17 protein-coding genes and 2 tRNA genes are annotated in these 23,138 nt (G+C 65.3%); 3 read left to right on the top strand and 16 right to left on the bottom strand.

The features are described 5' to 3' along the window. Positions 1–2: 2 nt before the first annotated feature. A complete protein-coding gene (locus J9314_RS00095; protein WP_210603845.1) occupies positions 3–386 on the bottom strand; it encodes a hypothetical protein in 384 nt (127 codons plus the stop codon). A gap of 109 nt (positions 387–495) precedes the next feature. On the opposite strand from J9314_RS00095, the gene J9314_RS00090 reads away from it, so the two are divergent. Together J9314_RS00090 and J9314_RS00085 are read left to right on the top strand one after the other, a co-directional pair. Continuing rightward, a complete protein-coding gene (locus J9314_RS00090; protein WP_210603844.1) occupies positions 496–1,122 on the top strand; it encodes a TetR/AcrR family transcriptional regulator in 627 nt (208 codons plus the stop codon). Positions 1,123–1,283: 161 nt separating this feature from the next. Further along, the gene (locus tag J9314_RS00085; protein ID WP_210603842.1) at positions 1,284–2,657 is read left to right on the top strand and encodes an aldehyde dehydrogenase family protein; all 1,374 of its coding nucleotides are present in this window, start codon (positions 1,284–1,286) and stop codon (positions 2,655–2,657) included. Between the two features lie 103 nt (positions 2,658–2,760). On the opposite strand, the gene J9314_RS00080 is transcribed toward J9314_RS00085, so the two are convergent. The 6 genes from J9314_RS00080 to J9314_RS00055 all read right to left on the bottom strand — a co-directional run bounded on the left by J9314_RS00080 (position 2,761) and on the right by J9314_RS00055 (position 10,820). After that, the gene (locus tag J9314_RS00080; protein ID WP_210603840.1) at positions 2,761–3,432 is read right to left on the bottom strand and encodes a metal-dependent transcriptional regulator; all 672 of its coding nucleotides are present in this window, start codon (positions 3,430–3,432) and stop codon (positions 2,761–2,763) included. A 10-nt stretch (positions 3,433–3,442) separates the two neighbouring features. Then, on the bottom strand, positions 3,443–4,765 hold the full coding sequence (locus J9314_RS00075; RefSeq protein ID WP_210603838.1) for a sodium:proton exchanger: 1,323 nt from the start codon (positions 4,763–4,765) through the stop codon (positions 3,443–3,445). A 182-nt stretch (positions 4,766–4,947) separates the two neighbouring features. After that, positions 4,948–7,527, bottom strand: coding sequence for an excinuclease ABC subunit UvrA (locus tag J9314_RS00070; protein WP_210603837.1), 2,580 nt, complete (start codon positions 7,525–7,527; stop codon positions 4,948–4,950). Positions 7,528–7,671: 144 nt separating this feature from the next. Further along, a complete protein-coding gene (locus J9314_RS00065) occupies positions 7,672–9,120 on the bottom strand; it encodes an MDR family MFS transporter (RefSeq protein ID WP_210605451.1) in 1,449 nt (482 codons plus the stop codon). A 249-nt stretch (positions 9,121–9,369) separates the two neighbouring features. After that, on the bottom strand, positions 9,370–10,335 hold the full coding sequence (locus tag J9314_RS00060) for an endo alpha-1,4 polygalactosaminidase (protein WP_210603836.1): 966 nt from the start codon (positions 10,333–10,335) through the stop codon (positions 9,370–9,372). After that, a complete protein-coding gene (locus tag J9314_RS00055) occupies positions 10,332–10,820 on the bottom strand; it encodes a MarR family winged helix-turn-helix transcriptional regulator (protein ID WP_210603834.1) in 489 nt (162 codons plus the stop codon). The genes J9314_RS00060 and J9314_RS00055 overlap by 4 nt, the downstream gene beginning before the upstream one ends. 96 nt (positions 10,821–10,916) lie before the next feature. Here J9314_RS00055 and J9314_RS00050 point away from each other — a divergent pair, with 96 nt between their 5' ends. Further along, positions 10,917–11,471, top strand: a complete 555-nt coding sequence (locus tag J9314_RS00050) for an SDR family oxidoreductase (RefSeq protein WP_343207032.1) — start codon at positions 10,917–10,919, stop codon at positions 11,469–11,471. A gap of 98 nt (positions 11,472–11,569) precedes the next feature. On the opposite strand, the gene J9314_RS00045 is transcribed toward J9314_RS00050, so the two are convergent. From J9314_RS00045 to dnaA, 9 genes are all read right to left on the bottom strand, one after another. After that, a tRNA-Ala gene (locus tag J9314_RS00045) sits at positions 11,570–11,642 on the bottom strand. A 171-nt stretch (positions 11,643–11,813) separates the two neighbouring features. Continuing rightward, positions 11,814–11,887: transfer RNA gene (locus J9314_RS00040), tRNA-Ile, on the bottom strand. 153 nt (positions 11,888–12,040) lie between these two features. After that, positions 12,041–12,904 (bottom strand): DUF3566 domain-containing protein, encoded by an 864-nt coding sequence (locus J9314_RS19070; protein WP_246490523.1) that lies wholly within the window; start codon positions 12,902–12,904, stop codon positions 12,041–12,043. Then, the gene (gene gyrA / locus J9314_RS00030) at positions 12,901–15,486 is read right to left on the bottom strand and encodes a DNA gyrase subunit A (protein WP_210603831.1); all 2,586 of its coding nucleotides are present in this window, start codon (positions 15,484–15,486) and stop codon (positions 12,901–12,903) included. The genes J9314_RS19070 and gyrA overlap by 4 nt, the downstream gene beginning before the upstream one ends. Positions 15,487–15,623: 137 nt before the next feature. Then, positions 15,624–17,621: a DNA topoisomerase (ATP-hydrolyzing) subunit B gene (gene gyrB, locus J9314_RS00025; RefSeq protein ID WP_210603830.1), complete on the bottom strand. Its 1,998-nt coding sequence runs from the start codon at positions 17,619–17,621 to the stop codon at positions 15,624–15,626. A gap of 197 nt (positions 17,622–17,818) precedes the next feature. Beyond that, on the bottom strand, positions 17,819–18,331 hold the full coding sequence (locus J9314_RS00020) for a DciA family protein (protein WP_210603829.1): 513 nt from the start codon (positions 18,329–18,331) through the stop codon (positions 17,819–17,821). Continuing rightward, the gene (gene recF, locus J9314_RS00015; protein WP_210603828.1) at positions 18,328–19,506 is read right to left on the bottom strand and encodes a DNA replication/repair protein RecF; all 1,179 of its coding nucleotides are present in this window, start codon (positions 19,504–19,506) and stop codon (positions 18,328–18,330) included. Before recF ends, J9314_RS00020 begins: the two co-directional genes overlap by 4 nt. Continuing rightward, positions 19,507–20,646: a DNA polymerase III subunit beta gene (gene dnaN, locus J9314_RS00010; RefSeq protein WP_181274253.1), complete on the bottom strand. Its 1,140-nt coding sequence runs from the start codon at positions 20,644–20,646 to the stop codon at positions 19,507–19,509. A 571-nt stretch (positions 20,647–21,217) separates the two neighbouring features. Then, positions 21,218–22,930, bottom strand: a complete 1,713-nt coding sequence (gene dnaA, locus J9314_RS00005; RefSeq protein WP_210603827.1) for a chromosomal replication initiator protein DnaA — start codon at positions 22,928–22,930, stop codon at positions 21,218–21,220. Positions 22,931–23,138: the final 208 nt, after the last annotated feature.

The raw sequence follows: 23,138 nt of genomic DNA, 5'->3' as shown, positions 1-23,138 counted from the left end.
CTCTAGCGGCTCCGACAGGCCCGGCCGACATGGTAGGAGACGATGTAGACGACACCGACGATCGGAATGATCACCCACCAGACAGGATCCATGTCCTTCGACAGACTCTGTTCTCGGTCCGGGTCGGCGGCGTACTGGATGAATGGGATCGCGTAGACAGCGAACAGTGCTGTGGCCGCCCACCAGAGCCTGCGCACACTCGGACCTGCGAGGGTCGCAAGAAGGACGAGCACAATGGGGGCGATCGCAATCTTGGCGAATCCTGTGGGAACGAGGATGGTGGCGGCATAGGCGGAGATGATCGCGGTTCTCGCAAGGATACGTGCGGCGCGTTTCGGTGACACCGGTGATGATTCTGCATCGGAGGTCGGGGTTGTGCTGGTCATGGCATTCCTTCCGGTTGCTGCATCGACTGGTCCTATAGTCGGATAACACCCGTAACCTTACAACTGTATCCACTGTTTTTCAAGCGCTAACAGTTGTATACTCACAACCATGAGTTCAAAGGTCGAGACCCAACGCCGTCGCAATCCTCGCGGAGAAGGTGGCCGGCTCCGGGAGGACATCGTCGCCGGTGCCGCCGCACTTCTGGACCAGACCGGTGAGTCCGGTGCTGTCACCCTCCGCGCCATCGCGCGGTCGGTGGGTATCGCCGCACCGTCGATCTATCGACACTTCGACAGTCACGCAGCGATCATGTTCGCCGTGGTGGAGAAGGCGTTCTCCGAGTTGGAATCAGAACTGCGCTCAGCGGTTGTGCACGCAGGCGAGAAACCACGGGATCAGCTGCTGGCCACCTGCCGCGCGTATCTCCGCTTCGCCGCCGAGCATCCCGGGCCCTACCGTGCGATGTTCGGCGGCGTCTGGATCCCCGAGCTGGATGAGACCATCACCGAACAAGCGCTGCGCGAACTCGGCGCAACGGCGATGGGACTGCTGCAGACCATTCTGCAGCGGTGTGTCGAAACAGGAGTTTCGACCAGTCAGAACTCCGAGGCCGATGCGGTCGCGCTCTGGCTCGGCCTCCACGGCATCGCCCATCAGCGCTCTTCCACACGCATCTTTCCCGGACCCGAGGGTATCGAGAACAGAATGATCACCGCATTGGCACATCTTGACTGAGTGCGAAGAGTGGTCGCAGGGACGGAAGTCGATCATCGTCTGCTGCGGTCCCCAGCAGGGAACCACATCACCGTCCCGGCCATGGACACGAGTGTCGCGGAATTGCGCGAGACTGTAGTTTGTTACAGGGCACAGTTCGTCAACCCGTGAAAGGACGTTCCATGAGCAAATTCGCTGTCACCAATGCCAACACCGGCGAAGTCGAGGAGGAGTTCGCCTCCGTCCCGAAAGAAGAGATCCCCGGGTACATCGATCGTGCCCACGAGGCACATCTGGCCTGGAAGGACACACCGCTGCACGAGCGTGCGGCAATCCTCCGCACTTTCGCCGATCTCGTCGACGCCAACGCCGATGAGATGACCGACATCATCGGCCGCGAGATGGGCAAGATCAAGAAGCAGGGCTACGGCGAGGTCGATAAGGTCGCCCGCACCGCCCGCTGGATGGCCGACAATGCGGCCACCCACCTCGCACCGACCCATCTGGCCGCCGCGGGAGCCGCGAGCAGCTATGTCGAGCACCAGCCGCTGGGTGTGCTGCTCGGCATCATGCCCTGGAACTTCCCGTACAACCAGATCGCCCGCTTCGTGCTGCCGAACCTCATGGTCGGCAACGCGATCATCATGAAGCAGGCATCGATCTGCCCGAAGTCCTCGCAGTACTTCGAGGATCTCCTCGTCGAGGCGGGACTGCCCAAGGGCGTGTATCAGAACATCTATCTCGACTCCTCCCACGCCGAGGAGGTGCTCAAGGACTTCCGCGTCAAGGGCTTCTCGCTGACCGGCTCCGAGGGTGCCGGTGCATCCGTGGCCGCGATCGCCGCGAAGTACTTCAAGCGTGCCGTGCTCGAGCTCGGCGGCAACGACCCGGCCGTCGTCCTCGACTCGAAGGACGTCGCCTCCGTGGCGCAGAAGCTCGTCGGACTGCGCCTGGCGAACGCCGGCCAGGTCTGCACCTCGCCCAAGCGCATGATCGTCGTCGATGAGCTCTACGACGAGTTCGTCGCCGAGGCCGTCAAGGCCGCCGAGGCGACGAAGGTCTCGGACTTCGACGACCCCGAGGTCGGCATGGGCCCCGTGTCCTCCGAAGGCGCCCGCGATGAGATCCTCGAGGCGATCGAGAAGGGTGTGGCCGCGGGAGCGACCCTGCGCACCGGTGGCAAGAAGCTCGACCGTCCCGGCTGGTTCATGTCCCCGGCCGTGCTCACCGACATCGATCCGAAGTCGGACCTCGGCTGCAACGAGCTCTTCGGCCCGGCCGTGATGATCTACCGCGCCAAGGACGAAGAGGATGCTCTGCGTCTGGCCAATGACACCGAGTACGGTCTCATGTCCTCGGTGTGGACCGACGACCTCGAGAAGGGTCAGGAGTTCGCCAAGAAGATCAACGCGGGCATGACGCTCATCAATGCTCACATGGAGTCCGGTCCCGAGTACCCGTTCGGCGGCATCAACCGCTCGGGCTACGGCCGCGAGAACGCTCAGTGGGCCTTCCAGGCCTTCACCAACGAGCACCTCATCCGCGTGCACGCCTGATCACCCGGTGTGATCAGCTGAGTCTGAGAGCACCACGGCAAAGGCCCGGTCGACAGCGAACTCATCGCTTCCGGCCGGGCCTTCTGCGTCCCGTTTGATCGCCTCAGGCCACGGGTTCGACCCGAATCGCCTCGGCGGCATCGAGGGCGAGCTCGACGTCATCGTCGCCGACGCTCACCGCGATCGCCGAGGCGGCCGAACTGATCGATCTCACCTGCAGCGTCGTACCGATGACGATTCCCCGTTCGGTGAGATAGCGCAGCAGCTCGGGCGAGCGGTCGGAGACGCGGACGACCTCGACCTCGATGCCGGGGGCGGTTTCGCGCAGGCGCCTGCTCGGGAATTCGGCGGTGTGGCCGTCGGCGTCGGGGATCGGGTCCCCGTGCGGGTCCCGCTGCGGATTCCCCAGCGCTGCGTTCATCCGCTCGAGCACGAGATCGGAGACCGAATGTTCGAGCCGGTCCGCCTCGTCGTGGACCTGATCCCAGGTCAGTCCTAAGGCTTCGACGAGGTAGGACTCGACGATGCGGTGGCGTCTGACGATCTCGACGGCGATCCGTCGTCCTGCCTCGGTGAGCGTGATGAGCCCGTAGGGTTCGTAGTCGATGTAGCCGTCACGGGCGAGCTTCTTGAGGTTCGCCGACACCGTCGAGGCGGTCACTCCCAGCTGTTCGGCGAGATCCGTGGTGGCCGGTCGGCCGCCCGGCCATTCGTAGGCCTTCCAGATGAGGGTGACATAGTCCTCGACCATGCGAGTGACAGAGGGGCGCGGCATGATCGTCATTCTACGCGCGGTACCCCGCCGGATTCGGATCGGAGGACAGACCGACGATCGCTTCGTGCTTCGGTGGGGCCGCCTCGGCGGGTTCCGTCTCATCCGGATCTGACTCATCCGGATCGGTCTGCGGCCGGCGGAAGGGAGCTGCGAGCGTGGGGAGGATGTCCGTGCGGTGGAGGATGAGGAAGACGATCGCCAGGACCGCCTGGATCGCGGAGAGGATGTAGCGTCCGGACGTGTCCGTGACGAAGAACTGCAGCCCGAAGAGTGCGGCGAGTCCCAGCGCGGGTGCCCAGTGGAAGCGCAGGGCGAGGATGATGGCGACGCCGAGGATGGTCTGCGTGGCCGTGAGCGTGAACTCCTCGATCTGCCGCCCGTCCAAGGGCAGTCCGGTGCCGCCCCCGCCGGCGAGGTGCGCGATCGGCAGGGAGCCCACCAGCAGGCTCCACTGGTTGACCTTCGAGGCGATGAGCGTGCCGATCGCGGCGCCGCCCATGCCGCGCAGCGCGAACATCGCGGCAATGATGAATTCGGGAGCTTCCGAGGCGAGCGGGGCCAGCCACTGGACGAGGAAGTAGGAGTCGATTCCCAACGCCGAACCCGAGGCCACGAGCGCCTCGGCGAACGGTTCGGCAGACAGCAGGATGATCGCGGCGGAGACGACGAACATGCTCACCACAGTGATCCGTCGGGCCTTCTGCGGCATCGCGACGATGAGTGCGGCGGCACCGACGAACTCCTCCTCGTCCTCTCCGGCGGCCTGCCCGGCCCGCCACAGGTAGGCGACGAAGATGAGGACGAGGCCGATGCCGAACCAGATGGGGATGCTGCCGAGCAGGGGGATGGCGAAGGCGAGCACGCCGAGGATGACGAGGAATCCGATGTCCATTCGGCTGCCGGAATCGAGGCGCAGGGACGTCTGGATCGGGGATTTCGTCCGCTTGGCGAGGCGGTGGGCGACGAGGAGGGCGATGATGACGACGAGCGGCCAGCCGAAGCCGAGCAGCAGTCGGTTCGATCCGGTCATGTTCGCCGCCGCAAAGTGCAGGTAATCCGGATCCGATCCGGACCGGAACGCGTAATAGAGGTCGACGGCGTATTCGGGGAGGACCGCGATGAGGGCGAGCAGGGCGATCGCCAGAGCACCCGAGATGTCCTTCTGCGCCGCCTCGGCGGCCCAGGCCAGGAGGAACGCGGCCGCGACGACGGCGGCTCCGAAGGTCAGCAGCTCGAGGACCGGGTTGAGTTCGTTGCCGGTGATGCGCAGCACCACGGCGGGTGCGGCGATGAGCAGGCAGATCGCGATACGGCGAAGGAGTGCGGTGGGCATGTCTCAAGCGTTCCGCGCTCGAATCGGGTGTGTCTACGCACAACTGAGACTTAGACGTCTCCAACAATTCGGGCAGGCCTCCCACGCCGCGGGATTCAGGGGTTCACACGGGTGGGCAGCACCGGGTCATGTGCCGCAGATCACCAGGCCGACTTCGCCGAGGCGGCGCCGGGCGGGTGGCATCAGGCTCGCAGCGCTGCGGCCAGGTACGGCGCCGACGGGGTGTCTCCGGTCGCGGCGATCTGTGCCGGGGTGCCGACGGCGATCACCTGTCCGCCGTCGGCCCCGGCCCCGGGGCCGAGTTCGATGACGTGGTCGGCGGCGGTGACGATCCGCATGTCGAGTTCGACCATGACGACGGTGTTTCCGGCGTCGACGAGGGTCTGCAGGTGTGTGATGAGCCGGTCGGCATCCGCACAATGCAGCCCCGAGGTGGGTTCGTCGAGGACGTAGAAGGTGTCTCCGCGCTGGGAGCGCTGCAGTTCGCTGGCGAGCTTGACCCGCTGTGCCTCACCGCCGGAGAGCTCGGTCGCCGGTTGGCCGAGGCGCAGGTAGCCGAGGCCGACGTCGATGAGGGCGGTGAGCGAGCGCATGATGTCGAACTCCTCGGCGAAGAATCCGTGCGCTTCCTCCACGCTCATCGCCAGCACCTCGGCGATGGTGTGCCCGTGCCAGAGGATCTCGAGGGTGCTCGACTGGTACCGGGTGCCGTGGCAGTCCGGGCATTCGGTGTAGACCGACGGCAGGAAGAGCAGTTCGACCATGACGGAGCCTTCGCCCTCGCAGGTCGGGCAGCGGCCGCCGGCGACGTTGAAGGAGAACCGACCGGGCTTGTAGCCGCGTTCCTTGGCTTCCGGTGTTTCGGCGAAGCGGCGGCGGACGTGGTCGAACAGTCCGGTGTAGGTCGCGACGTTCGACCGGGGAGTGCGTCCGATGGGTCGTTGGTCGATGCTCACGATGCGACGGATGCCGGTGAGGTCGCCTGCCACCGCGCCCTCGAGCTCTTCGGGTTCGTCGGCGAGCAGCAGCTCATCACCCTCGGGCTCGGGTTCGTCGTCCCGGGCCGATTGGCCCAGGTGGTCGCCGACGAGCACCGGCAGCACCTGGCTGACGAGGCTCGACTTCCCGGATCCGGACACTCCGGTGACCGCGGTCAGGGCGCCCAACGGCAGTTCGACGCTGACATCGCGGAGGTTGTTGCGGCGGATGTCCTCCACCCGGAACCGGGCGCGCGGCTGACGAGGCTCGTGCGGTTCGAGGCCGCGTCCGCCGAAGACGTAGCCTCGGGTGATCGACTCGTCGACCTCGGCCAGACCGTCGGTGGGGCCGCTGTAGAGGACCCGTCCGCCGCGTTCTCCGGCGCCCGGCCCGATGTCGACGAGCCAGTCGGCGTGCCGCATGAGATCGACGGAGTGCTCGACGACGAAGAGGCTGTTGCCGCGTTCCTTCAGCCCGTCGAGGATTCCCATCAGGGCGGTGACGTCCTGCGGATGGAGTCCGGCCGACGGTTCGTCGAGGACGTAGACGACTCCGAAGAGCTCCGAGGTCAGTTGGGTGGCCAGACGCAGCCGCTGCAGCTCACCGCCTGAGAGGGTCGGGGTGGACCGGTCGAGCGACAGATAGCCGAGCCCCAGATCGACGATGGGGCGGAGACGATCGATGAGACCCCCGCCGAGGCGGACGAACGCGGCGCGCTTCTCCGCGGAGACGTGTTCGGCTCCGTTCCCGTCGGAGTCGGGTTCTGAGGAGGTGGTGCCTTCTGCGGCGGTGACGGTCTCCCGCAACAGGGCCGTGAGCTCGTGCAGGGGCAGGGCGGAGAATTCGGCGATGTCGAGACCGGCGATCGTCACCGACAGGGCCTCGGGTTTGAGTTTCTTGCCGTCACAGACCGGGCAGGGTGCGGCCGTGAGGAACTCGGAGACCCGCTTCTTCATCCCGGCACTCTTCGTGTTCGCGAACGTGTCGAGGACGTATTTGCGGGCCCCGACGAAGGTGCCCGAATACGTCGGTTCGACACCGGCATCGGCGGCTTCGCGCGCCTCGGCCAGCGTCAGCCGTGAGTGGACGGGAAGGTGCGGAGTCTCCTCGGTGTAGAGGAGCCAGTCGCGATCGACCTTCGGCAGGTCCTTCCAGGGGACGTCGACGTCGAAGCCGAGGGCTACGGCGGTATCGCGCAGCTGGTGCCCGTGCCACGCGGTCGGCCAGGAGGCGATCGCCCGCTCCCGGATCGTCAGCGTCGGGTCGGGGACCATCCGGTCCTCGGGCACCTCGTAGACCCGGCCGATGCCGTGACATTCGGGGCAGGCGCCTTCGACGGTGTTCGTCGAGAAGTCCTCGGCCAACAGCATCGGCTGGTCCTCGGGGTAGTGCCCGGCCCGCGAGTAGAGCATTCGGACGAGGCTGGACACTGTTGTGATGCTGCCGACCGAGGACCGGGCGCTGCGGCCACCTCGCTGCTGCTGCAGCGCCACGGCCGGCGGCATCCCAGTGATCGAATCGACGTCCGGGACGCCGGCCTGGTCGATGAGCCTCCGGGCGTACGGGGCCACGGATTCGAGGTAGCGGCGTTGGGATTCGGCGTAGAGGGTGCCGAAGGCCAGTGAGGACTTGCCCGATCCGGAGACTCCGGTGAAGACCACCATGGCATCGCGGGGGACGGTCAGATCGACGTTGCGCAGGTTGTGTTCCCTGGCCCCGCGGACCCGCACATCCGGTTGGATCTCAGTCGATGAGCTCGGGTCCGAGGGCGCAGAGGAGGTCATGAGGTCACCGTACCAAGGTGGGACCTCACATCACCGAGTCGGCCGACAGCAGAACCCCTCGCTCCGAAAGATTCGGAACAAGGGGTTCGGTGCGCTTCTTTCGGCCGTTGTCATGGGCCGACCATCATTCGGCGGCGCTGGCCGTCATTCGATGGGGTTGGCCTCGGACGGTTCGACCACCTCGGCGGGGTAGTCCTCCTGGTCTTCGGGCTTGCGGATGAAGAACGCGAGGACGACGGGGACGAGCGCGATGACCGTCGCCAGCAGGAACGCGGCGTGTCCGCCCGGGGCACCGGCCTCGGGGATCGACCGACCCGCGGCCTGACCGGAGTGCAGGGCAGCCGAGTAGATGGAGATGAGCAACGCCGTGCCTGCCGCACCGGCCACCTGCTGGAGGGTGTTGAGCGCGGCCGAACCGTGCGAGTACAGGTGCCGTTCGAGCGAACCGAGCGAGGCGGAGAACAGCGGCGTGAACGACCCGGCGAGGCCGAGGGACATGACGATCTGGATGATGACGAGCAGCCAGATCGGGGTGCCGATCCCGGCGTTCGAGTAGGCGAACATCGCCGCGGCGATCATGATCGTGCCCGGCACCAGCAGGGTCCTCGGCCCGCGGGCGTCGTAGATGCGGCCCATCACCGGTCCGAGAATGCCCATGAGCACCGAACCCGGCAGGAGCACGAGACCCGACTGAGTGGCATTCAGCCCGACCACGCTCTGCAGGTACAGCGGCAGCAGGGAGAAGGTGCCGAACATCGAGAGCGCGACCACGGCCATGATGATCACGGACAGCACGTAGTTGCGCGAGTTGAATACGCGCAGGTCGAGCAGGGCACGATCGCCGCGCTGGAGTGTCAGCTGGCGCCACACGAAGAGTCCGAGGAAGACGACACCGCCGGCGATCGTCGCCCAGGCCAGGCCCGATGAGGAGCCGCCGCCGGCCTCGCCGCCGTGCCCGCCGCCGAACTGGCTGAGTCCGTAGACGATGCCGCCGAAGGCGAACACGGAGAGCACGATGGAGACGACGTCGATGGGAGCGTGCGTCGATTCGCCGAGGTTGGTCATCCATTTCGCGCCGAGGCCGAGGGCGATCAGAGCGATGGGCAGGATGATCCCGAAGAGCCAGCGCCAGCCCAGCGAGTCGAGCACGATGCCCGACATCGTCGGCCCGATCGCCGGAGCCAGGGAGATGACGAGGCCGACGCGGCCCATCATCCGACCGCGCGAGTGTGCGGGCACGACGTTCATCATCGTCGTCATCAGCAGCGGCATCATGATTCCGGTGCCGGCCGCCTGGACGACGCGGCCGACGAGGAGGAGGAAGAAGCCCGGGGAGACGAGGCAGATGAGTGTGCCCGAGGAGAAGAGGATCATCGCGGCGAGGAAGATCTGCCGCGTCGTGAACCGTTGGATGAGGAAGCCGGTCGTCGGGATGACGACGGCCATGGTGAGCATGAACGCGCTGGTCAGCCACTGTCCGAGCTCCGGCGGGATGCCGAGGGTCTGATTGAGTTCGGGGATGGCGATGGCCATCGTCGTCTCATTGAGGATCGCGACGAAGGCGGCGACGAGGAGCAGCCAGATGACCTTCATTCCTGCGGGGTCGATGGACTCGTGCTGCGCTGGCTGTGAGTGCGAGTGTGTGCTGTCGCTGGACAAGGAGGTGCTCCGATCGAAAAAGGTCTGTCATCGCCCCGGCGCGGGCGGAATCCTGCACGCAGCAGCCGACACTGCGTTCAGACAAAGAGATCAACGGGAATCTACGCTAGCCTATTCCGCACTCGCAGGAACAGGGGGAGAACCCCACCTCGGCGTTCGACTTCGTCACATTTCGCGGGTGGGTCAGCTGTGGTCCGAGCCGGGGCACGCCTCATAGCGGTAGCCGGGCCCACCGGCGGCGACTAGGTCTCGATCGCGCAGGATCGTCAGTGGGGCGCGATCCTCACTGTCACAGGCCTCGGCGAAGGTCAGCCCCGCCTCGGCGAGGGAGTCGGGGTACTCGATCTCGAGAACCTGGTCGCCGTAGACATCGGTGTACGCGGCGCATTCGTCGAAGGCCGCGCATTCCTCGGTGACGGCGAAGTCGAAGCCGAGGTCATGATGCGCGGTGCGGGTGATCTCGGCGGCGTTCTTCTGTGCGGTAGCCAGTCCGGCCTGATGGGCGCGCTCGACGTAGGACCTGGCCAGGGCGTTGACGCCGTCTTCTGAGATGGCGTCGAATCGCTGCGCGATGTCGAGATTGTCGATCTCGACGGCGGCGAATCCGTCCTCGGCACAGCCGTCGATGACCTCGCCGAGGCGGTCGAGAATGACCGTGCGCGCGTGACCAGTCGAGGGGTCGAGGATGTGTTCATCTGGCCAGTCGGGGTCGACGACGAGGTCCCCGTCGCCGTCGTGGAGGAGGACGTCCTCGTCGTCTGCCCAGTCATCAGCTTCATCGGGTTGGGTCTGGAAGCCGTTGACGTAGCAGACCGAGTAGGCGCCGGGCAGCGGGTCGGCCCCAGCGTCGCGGACGACGACGTCGATGGATGTTGTCGCAGCAGCCGCCTCGGCGGTCGCATCTGTCGGAGTCGACGTTGCCCGTGCGGAAGCGGCAGGAATCTCGTCGTAGGCTCCGCTGAGCTGGTAGTCGAAGACGCCAGAGGTGGGCAGAAGTGTGATCGGTTCAGCCGAACCGCCAGAGGGTCGCGACGTCTCCCGAGAGTGCGTGGTCGAAGCATCAGTCTCGGCGGGACCGTTGCACCCTGTGACGACGAGGGTGCTGATCAGGGACAACATCACGGCCGCCGTCCGCGTGACTGCGATCATCGTCCCGGTCGCCATCCACCCTCGTCGCTGATCGCCGCGGCGATGTTGCGGCTGATCTCGCGCAGCGTCAACGCCTGTTCGGCACTCAGGGAATCGAGGACGAGGCGGCGGACGAGGGCAGCGTGCGCGGGAGCGGCGGAGGCGACCACCTCGGCGCCGGAGTCGGTGAGCCCGGCGATCGTGACCCGGCGGTCGCCCGGATCGGTCGAACGGCGCACCCAGTCGCGCTTCTCCAGGCGGACGACCGCGCGTGAGAGTCGGGAGAGCGTGCTGTTGGCGTAGCCGGCGAGAGTGCTCATCGGCAGGCTCCGTCCTTCGGCCGTGGAGAGGGCGTAGAGGATGCCGAACTCGAAATGTGTGAGGTCCCAGCCGTCCTGAAGCTGCAGGTCGAGCACAGGCGGAAGCCACTCGAGGACGGTCGCCAGGGCCGACCACGTCTCGAGCTCTGCGCCGTCGAGAGGCGCGGATTCCGACGGAGAGGTCATGCATGCATCCTAACGCATCACTTGACTGAGCAAGTTTTACCTGTGATGATCACTTGCTCAGGAAACTATTTCGGTGAGACAACGAGGAGCACAGCCGTGAGCGAAGAGATGACAGGAGAATTCGGGCGATCCACGGTGCTCGTCTCGGGGTCGACGCAGGGAATCGGGTTCGCCTCGGCGCGGGCGTGCGCATCAGACGGGGCAGCCGTCGTTCTCAACGGGAGGACGGAGTCTGCCGTCGCCGCAGCGGTCGACCGGCTGCGCGGGGAGGTGCCGGGAGCCGATGTCAGCGGGATCGCGGCCGACCTGGCCGACATGATCCACTACGGGGCGACGAAGGCGGCGTCGCTGGCGGTGGCCAATGGACTTGCGAAGCTCACTCGGGGGACCGCAGTGACGGTGAACACCGTGCTCGGCGGGCCGACGTACTCCGATGGGGTGGCGACCACGGTCGAGCAGATCGCTGCAGCGCAGTCGCTCGAGGTCGCGGACCTGAAGTCACAGCTCGTGCGGGAGACCTCACTCCTCGGCAGGTTCATCGAGCCTGCCGAGATCGCCGACCTCGTCGCGTTCCTCGCGGGCCCGAAGTCCTCAGCGATCAACGGTGCCGCCCTGCGCGCCGAGGGCGGAGTGCTGCCGACTCTGCTGTGAACGGTCCCCGCCCCGTGCTCGCCCGGCAACGACGAAGGCTCCGAACCATTGTGGTTCGGAGCCTTCGTGTTACGAGTGCTGTCTCAAAACTACTCGAGTGGAGGTAAGGGGACTCGAACCCCTAACCCTCTGCTTGCAAAGCAGATGCGCTACCAATTGCGCCATACCCCCGTGTCGGGTTCTCACCCTCACACCGAATCGGTGTGTTCGGACCATTCGGCCTGAGCAGATTGATTCTGCTTCCGCCACCGGAAGAACACTCCCAGCCCCACAAGCGTGAGACCGCTGAGAATCCATCTTTTCATGATCCTCCTCGAAAGGGAATCCCCGAAGAAGGGGACGTGGGCCTACCTGGACTTGAACCAGGGACCTCTTCGTTATCAGCGAAGCGCTCTAACCGCCTGAGCTATAGGCCCTTATCGGGGTGAACCCGAAGTAAAACGATACCCAACCGGAGCAGACAAACACAAATCGCCTCCCGGTGACTCCCCTCACACCCATTTGCTACCTGACGGCGGCCCAGCAACCTCGCGCAAGGTTGCTGGGCCGCCGTCGGGTAGTAAGAGGGGTCAGTCGTCGGTGAGGGTGAGGCTGAAGCCGCCGGCGATGAGGGACCCGATGTTGTAGATGAAGGCGGCCAGGGTCGACAGCGCCGTCATCAGCACGATGTTGATGACCGCGATGATGAAGCCTGCCGCCACGACTCGACCGAAGCCGAAGATGCCGATGATCCGCTCGGCCGACTCCGCGCCGGCGAGCTCGCTCATCGTCGATTCGAGGCCGCTCATCACACCCGTCGCCTGGAGCACGATCCACAGCACGATGAACGCGACGATCGTGGCGATGCCGATGGCCACGGACATGAGGAACGACATCTTCATGACCGACCACGGATCGACCGCGGACACCGTGAGGCGGACGGTGCGGGGGCCTTTCTTCTTCTTGCCGCTGCCGGAGTCGACCATGTTCTTCACGCCCATCTTCACGCCGCCGGAGCTGGCGCGGATGGTGTTGGCCGCATTTCCCATCACCGAGGTGGCCCCGCGGTTGCCCGAGGACTGACCTCCCGCGGATCCCTGGGATCCGGTCGGCTGCGATCCCGCACCCGAACCCTGCGATCCGGCTGCGCCGGATCCCTGTGAGGCGGTGCGTGCGGTCGGTGCCGATCCCGTCGAGGGTGCGCGATTGGGCTTCGGCGAGGCCTTCGGCGCCGGAGGGGCGACGACCGTGGCCTTCTCCGTCTGAGGCGTTCCCTGATTCGCGTTCTGCGAGGAGCCCGAGCCCTGCCCGGACGAACCCTGCCCGGAACCAGGTCCCGAACCGGTCGAGCCTGCGGACTTCGCGTCGTTCTTCGACGATCCCGCCGTCAGACGCGTCGATCCGCTCGACGTGCGTATGATCTTCCCAGAGCCTGGCTTGCTGCTATCGCTCACTCTTCCACATCCTCGCTGCCGGTCTGAGGTGCTTCGACCTCACCCTCGGGAACTGCGCCTTCCGGAACTCCGCCTTCGGGAACTTCGGCATCGTCTTCGTCTTCGACCTCGGCTTCGGGCCCACGTGTCACTGCGATAATACGATCATTCTTGCCCGGTTTCGCGAACACCACACCCATGGTGTTGCGTCCCTTCGCCGGAACTTCGTCGATTCCCGACCGAACGATCTTACCCTTCTCCATGACGACGAGGACTTCCTCACCATCTTCGACGATGAGTCCGCCTACCAAGTCTCCGCGCTGTTCGGTGATTTTGGCAACCCGGATTCCCAGACCGCCGCGGCCCTGCAGCCGGTATTCGTCGACGGGAGTGCGCTTGGCGTATCCGCCTTCGGTGACGACGAAGACATAGGTGTCGGGCTGGACGACGTCCATCGTCAGCAGCTCGTCGTCGTCCTTGAACTTCATGCCGGTGACACCGCCGGTGACGCGACCCAGCGGGCGGATCGACTCATCGTCGGCGGCGAAGCGGATCGACATGCCCTTGCGCGAGATCATCAGCAGATGATCCTCGGAGCCGACGATGCGGGCCGAGACCAGCTCATCCGGCTCGCCCTTGTATTCGCGGAGGTTGATGGCGATGACGCCGCCGGTGCGGTTCGAGTCGTATTCGCTCAGGCGGGTCTTCTTCACCACACCTGACTTCGTGGCGAGGATGAGGAATTCGGCCTCTTCGTAGTCGCGGATGGACAGGACCTTCGCGATCGTCTCGCCGGGCTGCAGCGCCAGCAGGTTCGCCACGTGCTGACCCTTGGCGTCACGCGAGCCCTCGGGCAGCTCATAGGCCTTCGCCCGGTAGACGCGACCGGTGTTCGTGAAGAACAGCAGCCAGTTGTGCGTCGAAGTGACGAAGAACTGTTCGACGATGTCGTCGCCGCGCAGAGCCGCCCCCTTGATTCCCTTGCCGCCGCGGTGCTGGGCGCGGTAGAGGTTCGTCTGCGTCCGCTTGGCATAGCCGCCGCGGGTGATCGTGACGACGACCTCCTCCTCGGGGATGAGGTCCTCCATCGACACGTCCCCGTCGAAGCCGGCGAGGATCTTCGTCCGGCGCTCGTCACCGTAGCGTTCGACGATCTCGTCGAGCTCCTCGGACACGATCTCGCGCTGCCGAGCCGGGGTCTCGAGGATGTGCTTGTACTCGGCGATCTGCGCTTCGATCTTCTCGGCCTCCTCCTGGATCTTCAGACGCTCCAGAGCGGCCAGGCGGCGCAGCTGGAGGTCGAGGATCGCATTGGCCTGGAGTTCGTCGACCTCGAGGAGCTCCATCAGCCCGGTCCGGGCCTCGTCCGAGGACGGGGAGCGGCGGATCAGGGCGATGACCTCGTCGAGGGCGTCGAGGGCCTTGAGGTAGCCGCGCAGGATGTGGGCGCGCTCCTCGGCCTTGCGCAGGCGGAACTGGGTGCGCCGGACGATGACCTCGATCTGGTGCTTGACCCACAGGCGCAGGAACGAGTCGATGCTCAGGGTGCGCGGCACGCTGTCGACGAGAGCGAGCATGTTCGCGGAGAAGTTCTCCTGCAGCGAGGTGTGCTTGTAGAGGTTGTTGAGCACGACCTTGGCCACGGCGTCGCGCTTGAGCACGATGACCAGGCGCTGACCGGTGCGGCCCGAGGACTCGTCGCGGAGGTCCGCGATGCCCGCGACCTTGCCGTCCTTAACGTAGGAGGCGATCTTCGCAGCGAGGGTGTCGGGGTTGACCATGTAGGGCAGCTGGGTGACGACGAGGCAGGTGCGTCCCTGGATCTCCTCGACCTCGACGACGGCGCGCTGGGTGATCGATCCGCGACCGGTGCGGTACGTGTCCTCGATGCCCTTGCGGCCGAGGACCGTCGCGCCCATCGGGAAGTCCGGTCCCTTGATGATGCCCAGCAGCGCCTCAAGGGCCTCTTCCTTGCTCGCCTCGGGATGGGAGAGCAGCCATTGTGCTCCGGCGGCGACCTCGCCGAGGTTGTGCGGCGGGATGTTCGTGGCCATGCCGACCGCGATGCCCGCCGATCCGTTGACCAGCAGGTTCGGGAACCGTGAGGGCAGAACCATCGGTTCCTGATTGCGTCCGTCGTAGTTGTCCTGGAAGTCGACGGTGCCTTCTTCGATGTCGCGGACCATCTCCATGGCCAACGGCGCCATCTTGCACTCGGTGTAACGCGGTGCCGCCGCACCGTCGTCACCGGGAGAGCCGAAGTTGCCCTGACCTGCGACCAGCGGGTAGCGCATCGTCCACGGCTGCACGAGGCGGACCATGGCGTCATAGATCGCAGTGTCGCCGTGCGGGTGGTACTGGCCCATGACGTCGCCGACGACGCGCGAGCACTTCGAGAAGTTGCGGTCGGGGCGGTAGCCGCCGTCGAACATCGCGTAGAGCACGCGGCGGTGGACGGGCTTGAGCCCGTCACGGACATCCGGCAGGGCGCGACCGACGATCACGCTCATCGCGTAATCGAGGTACGACCTCTGCATCTCGAGGTTGAGATCAACCTGTTCGATGCGGTTGATCTCTGTTCCAATATCGTTCTCGTCGGCCAATGTGAGCTCTTCCCTTGTGTCTTGACCGTCCGGCTGGGTCTCAGCCGTGGGCGGCAGCGTGTGAGTTCAAAGAGTGGGGTCGGTGCGGCACCGATCATCCACCGGCACCGAGGCTGCTCCTCGGTGCCGGTGAACGATCAGATGTCGAGGAAGCGGACGTCCTTCGCGTTCTCCTGGATGAAGCGCCGGCGCGAATCCACGTCGTCGCCCATGAGGACGGTGAAGATCTCATCGGCGACGATCGCATCGTCGAGCGAGACCTGCTTGAGCAGACGATGGTCGGGGTCCATCGTCGTCTCCCACAGCTCCTCGTAGTTCATCTCACCCAGACCCTTGTAGCGCTGGATCGCAAGGTCCTTGGGCAGGCGCTTGCCCGCAGCCCGACCGGTCTCGAGCAGACCGTCGCGCTCCTTGTCCGTGTAGGCGAACTGGTGCGGTGCGTTCGACCACTTGATGCGGTAGAGCGGCGGGGTCGCCAAGTAGACGTAGCCGTGCTCGATGAGCGGTTTCATGTACCGGAAGATCAGGGTCAGCAGCAGGGTGGTGATGTGCTGACCGTCGACGTCGGCGTCGGCCATGAGGACGATCTTGTGGTACCGCAGCTTCTCGAGGTCGAACTCCTCGCCGATGCCGGTGCCGAAGGCCGTGATCATGGCCTGGACCTCGTTGTTGCCCAATGCCCTGTCCAGGCGGGCCTTCTCGACGTTGAGGATCTTTCCGCGCAGCGGCAGGATCGCCTGGGTGTTCGGGTTGCGGCCCTGGGTCGCCGAGCCGCCGGCCGAGTCGCCCTCGACGATGAACACCTCGGAGATGGTGGGATCCTTCGACTGGCAGTCCTTGAGCTTGCCCGGCATGCCGGAGGATTCGAGCAGACCCTTGCGGCGCGTGGCTTCACGAGCCTTGCGCGCGGCCATGCGGGCCTGGGAAGCCTGCAGCGCCTTGCGCACGACGTCCTTGGCCTGGGCCGGATTGGACTCGAACCAGTGGCCGAGCTCGTCGCGGACCACACGCTGGACGAAGCCCTTGACCTCGGAGTTGCCGAGCTTCGTCTTCGTCTGACCCTCGAACTGCGGATCGCCGAGCTTGACCGAGATGACGGCGGTCAGACCCTCGCGGATGTCGTCGCCGGTGAGGTTGGGATCCTTGTCCCGGAGCAGCTTCTGTTCCTTCGCATACGCGTTGACCAGAGAGGTCAGTGCGGTGCGGAAGCCCTCTTCGTGCGTACCGCCCTCGTGGGTGTTGATGACGTTGGCGTAGGTGTGCACGGATTCGCTGTAGGCGGTCGTCCACTGCATCGCGATCTCGAGTGAGAGAGTCTGTTCGCCCTCTTCGGCCTCGAAGACGATGACGTCGGGGTGGACGAGATCGGCCTTCTTCGTCGAGTTGAGGTATTCGACGTAGTCGAGCAGACCGTGCTCGTAGTTGTAGGTGACGGTCCGCGGCTTCCACTCGGTCGCCTCGTTCTCATCGATCTGCACCTCATCGTCGTCGACCTGGTTGTGTCGTTCGTCGGTGAGGCTGATCTTCAGGCCCTTGTTGAGGAAGGCCATCTGCTGGAAGCGTGCGCGCAGGTACTCGTACGAGAAGTCCGTGGTCTCGAAGATCGAGCCGTCGGGCCAGAAGGTCACGGTCGTGCCGGTCTCATCCGTGGCCTCACCGCGGCGCAGCTCGCCGGTGGGCACACCCTGGACGAAGTCCATCGACCATACGTAGCCGTCGCGCTTGACCTCGACCTCGAGTCGCTCGGACAGAGCGTTGACGACGGTCGAGCCGACGCCGTGCAGACCACCGGCCACGGCGTATCCGCCGCCGCCGAACTTGCCGCCGGCGTGGAGGATCGTGAGGATCACCTCGACGGTGGGCTTACCCTCCGTCGGGTGCATGGCCACCGGCATTCCGCGGCCGTCGTCGGCCACACGCACGCCGCCGTCGGCGAGGATGGTGACTTCGATGTGCGAGCAGTAGCCGGCCATCGCCTCATCGACGGAGTTGTCGACGATCTCCTGAACGAGGTGGTGGAGACCGCGTTCCGAGGTCGAACCGATGTACATGCCGGGTCGTTTGCGGACTGCCTCGAGACCCTCGAGTACCGTGATGTCGCCGGCATCATAATGAGGCTGATCCTCGGTCGTCATGTGACTCCTTGTTCGGATGGTCGCTATCAGCTCCCCATTCTACCGCGACCGAGCCTGAAATGCCCGTAAGCGGCCCGAGAAGGCGGATTTCCCGAATTTTCAGACCGCAGATATACCCCCGGGCACAGACGGGAGCGGCTATGGCTGTTTAAGGCCCTCTGAGTTCTTCCCGTATTTTCGCCGAGGCGGCCCCGCCGTCACCCGAACGTGTCCCTGGGACCGCGGCCGGCGACCGACCGTCGTCCTCGTTTGAAGCTGCGTCCCTGTGGGCCCTTGATCTCGATCTCCGTGATCGTGGCGGAGCCGAGGCCCTCCTCGAGCCTGCGCAGGATCGTCGGTCTGAGGACCCGCAGCTGGGTCGCCCACGTCGTCGAGTCGGCGGCGATGACGAGCAGCGGAGGTGAGAAGTCGACAGGGGTCGCGTGCTGGGCGACCTGGGCGCCCACGAGTTCGGGCCAGCGTCCGAGCACCTTGCCGATGTCGATCGACGACGACCATCCGCGATCGGAGATGAGCGAGCCGAGGACGGAGGAGACCGACTTCGGATCGCGACCGTCTCGGCCGGGCCCCGAATAGACGACCTCACCGCGCAGGCGTGAGCGGCGGCGACTGTGGACGAACTTCGCCTCAGTGGCCTCCATCCGTCGCACCCGATCGAGGGCTTCGAGGGCCGCCACCGGAGTGGAGAAGTCACGGTCGATGCCGCTCACGGGGCGGTCCCTGTCTCGTCTGCGCCGACACCGGCTGCGTCAGCACCATCACCGACCAGCAGCGTGGACTGATCGACGCGCTTTCCCTCGAGACCGGCAGGCAGGTCCGAATCGACGGCGGCGCTGATGAAGACCTGTTCGGCCTCCGTCACCCGTGAGGCCAGGCGGCTGCGCCTGCCGGTGTCGAGTTCGGCGAAGACGTCGTCGAGGACGAGGATCGGCTGTTCGGCATCCGAACCGGCATCGGCCGACAGCAGATCCCAGCCGGCCAGCTGCATCGCCAGTGCGAGCGACCAGGTCTCACCGTGGGAGGCATAGCCCTTGGCCGGGTGTGACCCGATCATCAGCGACAGATCGTCCCGGCCCGGCCCGTGCAGGGTCAGCCCGCGTTCGATCTCCGTCGTCCTTCTCCGGTCGAGTGCGGCCAGCAGCAGCTCCCGACACTCGGCGGCGGAGTCCGCCTGCGAATAGTCGATGCGGGAGTCGTAGGCGATGTGAGCGCCCTGCCGCTCGAGTCGGGCATCGGCGGCGATATAGGCGAAGTTCTCCTGCAGCGGGGTGACGATGTCGGCGAGAATGCGACGGCGGCCGAAGACGAGTTCGGCGGCGGAGTCCGCATAGGCCATGTTCCAGATGTCGAGCGTGGCCTCGAGTCCGGGATCGCGGTCCTCCCGCAGCCGTTTGAGCAGGGCATTGCGCTGTTTGAGTGCCCGCTCGAAGTCCGTGATGACCGAAGAGAAGCGCGGATTGCGGGCGATGACGAGGGTGTCGATCCATGACCGGCGTTCTGCCGGTTCACCGCGGACGAGGCTGAGGTCCTCGGGGGCGAAGACGACGCAGGAGACGAGACCGAGCAGATCCTTGAGCTTGACCGCATTGCGGTTCACCCGGGCCCGGTTGGCGCCTTTGGACTGAATGGTCACCTCGACGGTGGCATGCCTCTGATCCCGATTGACCAGGGCTGAGACGGTCGCGGCGTTCGTTCCCTCGCGCACCAGCGGAGCGTCGAAGGCCACGCGGTGGGACCGCTGTCGGGCCAGATACCCGATCGCCTCGACGATATTGGTCTTCCCGGTCCCGTTGTCGGCCACGAAAGTGGTGACCCCGGGTGAGAACTCGAGGTCGAGTTCGGGGTACGACCGAAAGTCACGCAGGGAGAGCCGGGATATCCACATTCAGATGCGCGTGGGCATGAGCAGGTAGCGATACGATTCGTCGGCCGATCCCTCGAGGTCCTTCTGCCCGGCGATGATGACCGGCTTCATCGGCTGGGTGAACGAGAAGTTCACGTACGGGCTCTCGACGGCGGCAAGGCCTTCGGCGATGTAGTGCGGGTTGAAGCCGACGGTGATCTCCTCGCCCTGGAGGGTCGCTTCGACGGCTTCGGAAGCCTGAGCGTCGTCGCCGGTCCCGGCGTGGAGGGTGAGCATGCCGTCGGTGACCTCGAAGCGCAGCGGGGTGTTGCGTTCGGCGACGAGTGAGACGCGGCGGACGGCTTCGCGCAGCACAGCGGTCTCGACGATCGCGTGGATGGGCACCGAATCGGGGAACAGCGACCGGACCTTCGGGTATTCGCCCTCGACGAGCAGCGAGGTGGTGACTCGGCCGGCGGAGGTGAACGAGATGAGGTCCTTGCCGGCGTCGGTGCTCAGACCGATCGTGACGTCTCCGCCGAGTGACTTCGACACATCGGACAGTGTGCGGCCGCGCAGCAGAGCCACGGCCGAGACGTCCGGGCGACCGGGGTTCCAGGTGAACTCGCGGACGGCGAGCCGGTAGCGGTCGGTGGCCAGCAGTGTGACCTTCTCGCCCTCGATCTCGACGCGGACACTGGTGAGGATCGGCAGGGTGTCGTCCTTCGACGTTGCGATCGTGACCTGGGAGACCGCGTTCTGGAACTCTCCGGCGGAGACGGTGCCGGAGTCCTCGGGAACCTGAGGCAGCGCAGGGTATTCGGCGACCGGCATGGTCATGAGCGAGAACCGTGAGGATCCGCAGGTGACGTCGACCTTCGCGTCGATCTGTTCGAGAGTGACCTCTTGGTTCGGCAGCGCCTTGGAGATGTCGGCGAGCAGTCGTCCGGAGACGAGCACGGTGCCGGCGGAGGCGACATCCGCAGCGATCTCGACGCGGGAGGAGACCTCGTAGTCGAAGACTGCCAGGCGGACTGTGCCGCCGGCTTCGGCGGTGATGAGGATTCCGGTGAGCACCGGAGCGGAAGGACGGTTGGGCAGGGTCTTGGTCGCCCAGGTCACCGCGTCGGCGAGAACGTCGCGATTGACTTTGAACTTCAAGGGGGATGCTTCCGCGTTCACTTTACTCCTTCGGGGTGGCTACCCGACCTGCTCAAGGCATCTGGCACAAGACTCCGGGTTGCGAGGCACCGGCTCGATACTGCTCGGAAAACTTTACACAGCCTATCCGATGATTGCCCACCCCAGCAGGGTCGGCCGGAACAGCTGCGGCGATCGGCTCTCCGGCATCGATGTCGGAGGGTGAATCTCGGATTCGAGAATCACCTGAGACGCTGTGTTCGAATATCTTCCGACCCGTTCCGGCATCTCGGTGCCGAGCCTCTGGCTCTCCCCGAGCCGAGCGAAGCAGTCGGTGGCGGTCGCCCTCTTAAGAGTTGAATTCACTTGGTAGAAGTATCAGCACCTGTGGAGACTGTGGACAGATTGCCTCTATCCCTGAGTAATCAAGGGATCCACCCATCTATGGGCCTGTGGGTGCCTTGTGCACCGGGACGGGAGGGTCGGTGGGCGCTTGGGTAACCACAAGCATGTAGTTCACATCTTTCCACCCGCACAGCGGTTCTGTCCACTGTTCCGTCCCCAGGTGTGAGCGATTGTCCCCAGAGTTATCCACAGATGTGCATGGTGCGTTCTATAGGCGATGCTGTTGTTTAATGCGGTTTGTGAGTTCGGTGACCTGCGTGTAGACGGCCCGTCGCTCGGCCATCTGAGTTCGAATCTTCTTGTTCGCGTGCATCACGGTCGTATGGTCGCGTCCGCCGAAGGCCTGACCGATCTTCGGCAGGGACAGATCGGTGAGCTCGCGGCAGAGATACATCGCGATCTGGCGGGCCGTGGTCAGCGTCCGTGATCGGGAGGTCCCGCACAGGTCGTCGAGGGTGAGGCTGAAGTATGCGGCGGTCTGTCCCATGATGTCCGCTGCCGTCACGGCAGGGGTGTCGTCCTGGGTGATGAAGTCCTTGAGCACCGTCTCGGCCAGGGAGACGTCGATCTGCTGGTCGTTGAGGTTCGCGAACGCGGTCACGCGGATGAGGGCGCCTTCGAGTTCGCGGATGTTCGAGGACACCCGCGAGGCGATGTATTCGAGCACATCGTCGGGGACATCGAGCTGTTCGGCTGCGGCCTTGCGGCGCAGAATCGCGAAGCGGGTCTCCATGTCCGGCGGCTGCACGTCGGTGAGCAGCCCCCATTCGAAGCGGGACCGCAGCCGCTCCTCGAATCCCTTGAGCATCTTCGGCGGCTGGTCCGAGGTGATGACGACCTGCTTGGCCTCGTTGTGCAGCGCGTTGAATGTGTGGAAGAACTCCTCGACGGTGGCGTCCTTGCCCTGGAGGAACTGGATGTCGTCGATCATGAGGATGTCGACTTCGCGGTAGCGGCGCTGGAAGGCCGGCCGCAGCGCATTCGAGGTCTTCGACGAACCGATCGTATTGATGAAGTCGTTGACGAACTCTTCGCTCGAGACGTATTTCACGCGGATCTCGGGGAACAGCTGAGTGGCGTAGTAGCCGATCGCGTGGAGGAGATGGGTCTTGCCCAGTCCCGAATCGCCGTAGATGAACAGCGGGTTGTAGGCCTTGGCCGGTGCCTCGGCGACCGCGAAGGCTGCGGCGTGGGCGAAGCGGTTCGAGGCACCGATGACGAAGGTGTCGAAGGTGTACTTCGGGTTGAGCTGGGCGACGCCGGGAGCGTCGACGGGCGGGACCATGGGGGCGGCGGTCGCCTCGGCGATCTTGAGCTCGCGCTCGGTCATCCGGGATTCGGCGGGCACGGATGGGGCCTGTGCCGGTGAGGACTGTGCCGGTGAGGACTGCGCGGGATCCGGCGTTTCCGCCTCCCGTCCGGGGGCCGTGTGGTCGAATCCGGGCGGAGTGCGGTCGACGGTGGCAGGCCTGGTGGATCCGGCCGCCTCGGCGGGGGTGTGGTCGTGGTCGGCATCGTGCCGGCGGAGCGTGTGCGGCTCCGGTTGCGCTGGAGGGGCCCCGGTCGCCGAGGTGGATGTGACCGGATCGATGGGCACCTGCGGCCCCGGTGTCGACTCTCCGATGAGGTCTTCGAAGCGGATGGGGACATCGAGTTCAGGGTCGACGACGAAGCCGAAGGTCACGTCGAAACCGAGGACTTTTGAGAACTCCCTGGTCAGGGGGCCAAGCAGCCGAGTCTCGATCGTCCGCCTGGTGTGCTCGTCGCGAACGGCGAGGAGGACGAGCGCGTTGTCGACGAGCGCCTTGGGCACTGCCAGAGAGAGGAATCCCTTCTGATGGGCCGTGAGTTCCGGGTCCCGATCCAGGGTTGAGACCACCGTGCGCCAGCGGCTGATGAGCTCATTCTTGGAATTCGACACCGTCACTCTTCCTCAGCTTTCAATAGATTCGTTCTCGGCGTGATCCACACCTGTGCATGACTTCCACATAGTTTTCCACAGTTTGTGGATTCGTGGCGACCTCACCCTGCAAATCTCCACACGGGTGGATAAGGCTGTGGAAAACTACACGGGTGTGACTTGTGGATGAGGCTCGGCGACGGGCGTGTGAACCCCGGTGAATTCCGCG

Source organism: Brevibacterium oceani (assembly GCF_017948325.1).
Taxonomy (GTDB): Bacteria; Actinomycetota; Actinomycetes; order Actinomycetales; family Brevibacteriaceae; genus Brevibacterium; species Brevibacterium oceani.
Note: the sequence above shows the minus strand (reverse complement) of the source record. Positions and strands in the feature narration are given on the sequence as shown.